Annotated in this window: 7 protein-coding genes; all 7 read right to left on the reverse strand. The window is 37.3% G+C overall.

The genetic code is table 11. From position 1 onward, the window contains the following. Positions 1 to 1,619 (reverse strand): polyribonucleotide nucleotidyltransferase (locus AC1DTM_RS17510; protein ID WP_477000563.1); only part of this gene is annotated, 1,619 nt, incomplete at its 3' end. A 161-nt stretch (positions 1,620 to 1,780) separates the two neighbouring features. Beyond that, on the reverse strand, positions 1,781 to 2,050 hold the full coding sequence (gene rpsO, locus AC1DTM_RS17515; RefSeq protein WP_001229392.1) for a 30S ribosomal protein S15: 270 nt from the start codon (positions 2,048 to 2,050) through the stop codon (positions 1,781 to 1,783). 100 nt (positions 2,051 to 2,150) lie between these two features. Further along, positions 2,151 to 3,122 carry a bifunctional riboflavin kinase/FAD synthetase gene (gene ribF / locus AC1DTM_RS17520; protein ID WP_002146106.1) on the reverse strand — a complete coding sequence of 324 codons (972 nt, stop codon included), beginning with the start codon at positions 3,120 to 3,122 and terminating at the stop codon, positions 2,151 to 2,153. Between the two features lie 43 nt (positions 3,123 to 3,165). Continuing rightward, positions 3,166 to 4,089, reverse strand: a complete 924-nt coding sequence (gene truB / locus AC1DTM_RS17525; RefSeq protein ID WP_002160743.1) for a tRNA pseudouridine(55) synthase TruB — start codon at positions 4,087 to 4,089, stop codon at positions 3,166 to 3,168. A gap of 90 nt (positions 4,090 to 4,179) precedes the next feature. Beyond that, positions 4,180 to 4,536 (reverse strand): 30S ribosome-binding factor RbfA, encoded by a 357-nt coding sequence (gene rbfA, locus AC1DTM_RS17530; RefSeq protein WP_002146104.1) that lies wholly within the window; start codon positions 4,534 to 4,536, stop codon positions 4,180 to 4,182. A gap of 15 nt (positions 4,537 to 4,551) precedes the next feature. Next, positions 4,552 to 4,833: a DUF503 domain-containing protein gene (locus AC1DTM_RS17535; protein WP_002088157.1), complete on the reverse strand. Its 282-nt coding sequence runs from the start codon at positions 4,831 to 4,833 to the stop codon at positions 4,552 to 4,554. Beyond that, positions 4,830 to 5,418: translation initiation factor IF-2 (locus AC1DTM_RS17540; protein ID WP_477000564.1), on the reverse strand; the 589-nt coding region annotated here is incomplete at its 5' end. The genes AC1DTM_RS17535 and AC1DTM_RS17540, both read right to left, overlap by 4 nt.

Raw genomic sequence — 5,418 nt, forward strand, 5'->3', positions numbered from 1 at the left:
GATAACATGTGATTTAGAATGTGCATACGACCAACTTTCGCTTGTTGTAATGCTTCTTCTAAAATCTCACGAGATAAACCATCGATTTTAATGTCCATTTGTAGTGCAGTTACACCTTTTGCAGTACCTGCTACTTTAAAGTCCATATCACCTAAATGATCTTCCATTCCTTGAATATCTGTTAAAATTGTGTAATGCTCACCAGATTTCACTAGACCCATTGCAATACCAGCAACTGGCGCTTTAAGTGGTACACCCGCATCCATCATCGCTAATGTACTACCGCAAATACTCGCTTGTGAAGTTGAACCATTTGATTCTAATACTTCAGATACAAGACGAACTGTATATGGGAAATCCTTTTCAGATGGAAGTACAGGTTCAAGAGCACGTTCTCCTAGTGCACCGTGACCAATTTCACGACGACCTGGTCCACGCATTGGTCTTGTTTCACCAACACTAAATGAAGGGAAATTATAATGGTGCATAAAGCGTTTTGACTCTTCTACACCTAGACCATCTAAAATTTGCACATCGCCTAATGCACCTAATGTACAAATACTTAATGCTTGCGTTTGTCCACGTGTGAATAGACCAGAACCATGTGTACGAGATAAAATGCCAACCTCTGATGCTAAAGGACGAATTTCGTCACCTTTACGACCATCTGGGCGGATTTTTTCAACTGTAATAAGACGACGTACTTCTTCTTTTACAATTTTATATAAAATCTCACTTACTTGTCCTAATGTATCAGCATCAGCTTCCTCAGCTTCGTAATGCTCAATTACACGCTTTTTCACTACGCTAATTGCATCTTCACGTGCATGTTTTTCGTGCACTTGAATTGCAGAATGCATATCTGTCTCAGCCATTTCACGTACAGCTTGGTTCAAATCAGCATCCACTTCATAAAGTTTCACTGCTGTTTTCTCTTTACCGACAGCTTGTACAATCTCTTCTTGGAATGCAATTAGACGTTTAATTTCATCGTGTCCAAACATAATTGCTTCTAACATTGTTTCTTCAGGTACTTGATCCGCTCCTGCTTCAACCATGTTAATTGCATCTTTCGTACCAGCTACAACAAGGTGCATATCACTTTGTTCTTGCTGTTCTACTGTTGGATTAATAACGAACTCGCCATTAATACGACCAACTGTCGCGCCTGCGATTGGACCTTCAAATGGAATATCTGAAATAGATAATGCTAATGAAGAACCAAGCATAGCTGCCATCTCAGAAGAACAGTCTTGATCAACACTCATTACGATGCTGACAACTTGTACTTCATTACGGAAACCATCTGCGAAAAGTGGACGGATTGGACGGTCAATTAAACGACTTGCTAAAATTGCTTTTTCACTTGGACGGCCTTCGCGCTTAATAAAACCGCCTGGGATTTTTCCGACTGCATATAAACGCTCTTCATAGTTTACTGTAAGCGGGAAGAAATCTACATTTTTTGGCTCTTTTGATGCAGTTGCTGTAGATAGAACTGCTGTGTCGCCATATCTTACTAATACTGCTCCGTTTGCTTGTTTTGCAAGCTGACTTGTTTCAATTGTTAGCTGACGACCAGCTAAATCTATCGAGAAGACTTGCTTTTCCTGACTCATTTAAGTACCCCTCTCAATTTAAAATATTCAATTCTTCTATGTAAATGGATAGTATATCACAATATTCTTTCCTCTAGTATTGCCGAAAATTAAGTAAGCTATAAAGAGTAGAAGATATATTTTTACCTAACAAAAAAGCGGGAATATTCCCGCTTCTTTGACTATCGACGTAAGCCAAGCTTTGTGATTAATTCACGGTAACGTGTGATATCGCTATTACGAAGGTAAGTAAGTAAGTTACGACGTTTACCAACCATCTTTAATAGACCACGACGTGAATGATGATCCTTCTTGTGAGTACGTAAGTGCTCGTTTAGAGTGTTAATTTGCTCCGTTAGGACAGCAATTTGAACCTCTGGAGAACCAGTATCAGTCTCATGAGTTCTAAATTGTGCAATGATTTCATTTTTACGCTCTTGTGTTAAAGCCATCCTATTTCACCTCCTAATAATTAAACCCCCAGTTACCTAGCAAGCATCGGTGAGTCGCAATGCCAAGTAATGGTTGTCATAAAGTACATAACATAGAATACTACTTTTCATTTGAAAAAGCAAGTATATTCTTTACGCTCGCAAAATATTCTTGGGCAACCTTTTTATCTTGAGCGATTTGCGCAACTAACTCATCAATTCCATTAAACTTTTTTTCTTCTCTTATACGCATGTGCCACTCCACTGTAACACTTTGATCGTATATGTCTTTATTAAATTCAAATAGATGCACTTCAATAGATAATTGACGCTCATTCTCTTTGAAAGTTGGTTTATATCCGATATTACATACACCATCATGCCATTCATCATGAACCTTCAACCTTACCGCATATACACCTACAGATGGCAACAGATATTCATCACTTAAACCTACATTTGCAGTTGGAAAACCAATTTGACGTCCACGCTTATCACCGTGTACAACTGTTCCTTCTACCGTGTAAGCTCTCCCTAAAATAGATGGAATTTGTTCCATTTCACCGTTTCGAATTAACTTTCGTAATGAAGTAGAACTTACTTTTTCTTCTTGATATTCAACTTTTTCGATCACGGTTTGTGTAAACTCCCCTCTTGCATGAAATGGTAAAGTCTCCATCTTCCCTTTTCCTAAACGTCCATATGAATAATCAAAGCCTGCTACTACATGCTTTACATTTAAACCAATAATATACTCATCGACAAACTGTTGTGGCAATAATCCAGCAAATGGCTCATCGAATTTCACCACATATAAGATATCAATTCCTAAACTTGCGATGATTTCTTCTTTAAGACGCATCGGTGTAATATACTCCACATGCGCTTCTTTTTTCCCTAATACAACAGATGGGTGTGGATGGAACGTCATGACAGCACTTTTACATCCTCTTTCATCCGCTATTTTTTTCGCTGTTCGAATCACACGTTGATGTCCTAAATGAATGCCATCAAAATATCCTAATGCCATTACAGTAGGTGGTAATTCTATTTTATTTTGTTCATGTGGATGAGTTAAATGAATAAGTTTCACGCTTGAATTCACCTTTTTCTGTAATAATCCTTCCAATAATTCATTATAGCTTTAGTTCTTGATTATTCACAAGTACTTTCATTGGCTTTAGCATGCCAGGGTGTTTTGGGTGATGCTCATAAATTGCTAAGCAACTATCATTTTTATCAAATACTGTAATAAATGGTGCTGTTGTTTCTAATTCATTCTTTAAGAACATGCCATTCTTTATTTTTTCAGCTTGCTTTTCATCTACAACCATTTTTGGAAACTTACTTAGCGCCTCATCGATTGAGATGAAAATAGACTCTACTGTTCCATTTTGCACGCTTTCTTCAATTTCTTCAAATGATATGCAATCTTCTAGTAAAAATTCACCAGATGCTGTTCTTACAAGGTGAGACATATGTGATGGAAATCCAAGTTTTTCACCAATCATTACTGCTAGTGTTCTTACATATGTTCCTTTACTACACGTTACACGGAAACGAAATGAAATGTTTTCTCCTTCAAAAACTTCACGTTCATCAAGTAATACAAATTCATGAATTGTAATTGTACGAACTGGACGTTCAACTTCTTGTCCTGCCCTTGCATATTCGTATAGTTTTTTTCCGTTAACTTTTACAGCTGAGAACATCGGTGGCATTTGTTCAATTGTCCCTGTTAGTTCCGCTAGTACCTCTTCTACTTCTTTACGTGTAATGACACGATTTACATCTTGTTTCTCCACAACTTCACCAGAAGCATCTTCTGTTGTTGTTGAAAATCCTAATGTCACTTCACCTTCGTATGTTTTTGTTTCACTTGTCAAAAATTGCGCGATTTTTGTTGCACGCCCAACGCAAATAGGTAATACTCCTGTTACATCTGGATCCAGTGTCCCTGTATGACCAATTCGTTTCTCACGCAATATCTTTCTTAATTTGAACACACAATCATGTGATGTCATTCCCTTTGGCTTATGTAATAATACTACACCTTCCATATATTCACCTCATCGTTATTCTTTTGTAGTAATTGCAATTATGCAAAACTTATTTTACATGGAAAAAATGGATAGACAAATGTCTATCCATTATTCTTCACGTTTACCGTCTTTATTAATTTGATGTAAAAGTGTATCAATTCGATGACCATATCCGATAGACTCATCAAACTCGAAGGAAATTTCCGGTGTTTTACGAAGACGAATACGTTGGCCAATTTCTGAACGAATAAAGCCTTTTGCCTTCGCTAAACCTTTTAATGTATTTTCTTTCTGTTCTTCGTCACCTAAAACAGAAATATATACTTTAGCAATTTGTAAATCTCCACTTACTTGTACATCTGTTACTGTAACAAATCCAATACGTGGGTCTTTAATTTTACGACTGATAATGTCGCCTAATTCTTTTTTCATTTGCTCGCCCACACGGTTCGCACGTAATTTCATAACTCTTCACCTCATTCAATACCATTCCAAATGTGTTATCGTACGTTCAATTTCAGGAAATGAATCGATATACTCAAGTACACGATTCATTTCTTTTTCACAGACAACACGATTTGAGGATACGGAAACAATTGCAATTTCTGTACGTTGCCATACATCTTGATGCCCAACTTCAGAAACAGCTACATTATAGCGCTGTTTCACACGAGTTAACACACGTTGCAAAATTGCTCGTTTCTCTTTTAAAGAATGCACATCGTAAATCATACACTCGAATGAGAGTGAAGCGATAATCATCGCTTCACTTCTTCCATAACGTATGCTTCAATGATGTCCCCTTCTTTAAGATCATTATATCTCTCAATTGTAATACCACACTCATAGTTTTGTGCAACTTCTTTTACGTCGTCTTTGAAACGTTTTAACGTATCAAGTTTTCCTTCGAAGACTACTACGCCATCACGGATAATACGAACGCCACTATCACGTGTGATTTTACCGTCTATTACGTAACAACCTGCGATTGTTCCAACTTTTGTTACTTTGAATGTTTGACGAACTTCCGCTTGACCGATTACTTTTTCTTCGAATTCTGGATCCAGCATACCTTGCATTGCTGATTCAATTTCTTCGATTACTTTATAGATAATACGGTGTAAACGAACATCAACTTTCTCTAATTCAGCTGTACGCTTCGCATTTACATCAGGGCGTACGTTAAATCCAATTACAATTGCATTAGATGCAGAAGCTAAAATAACATCAGATTCTGTAATCGCACCTACGCCTGTATGGATAATTTTCACTTTTACGCCTTCAACATCAATTTTACGAAGTGACGCTGCCATTGCTTCTACAGAACCTTGTACGTCTGCTTTCACA

This window comes from Bacillus sp. P4_D3 (assembly GCF_056401855.1).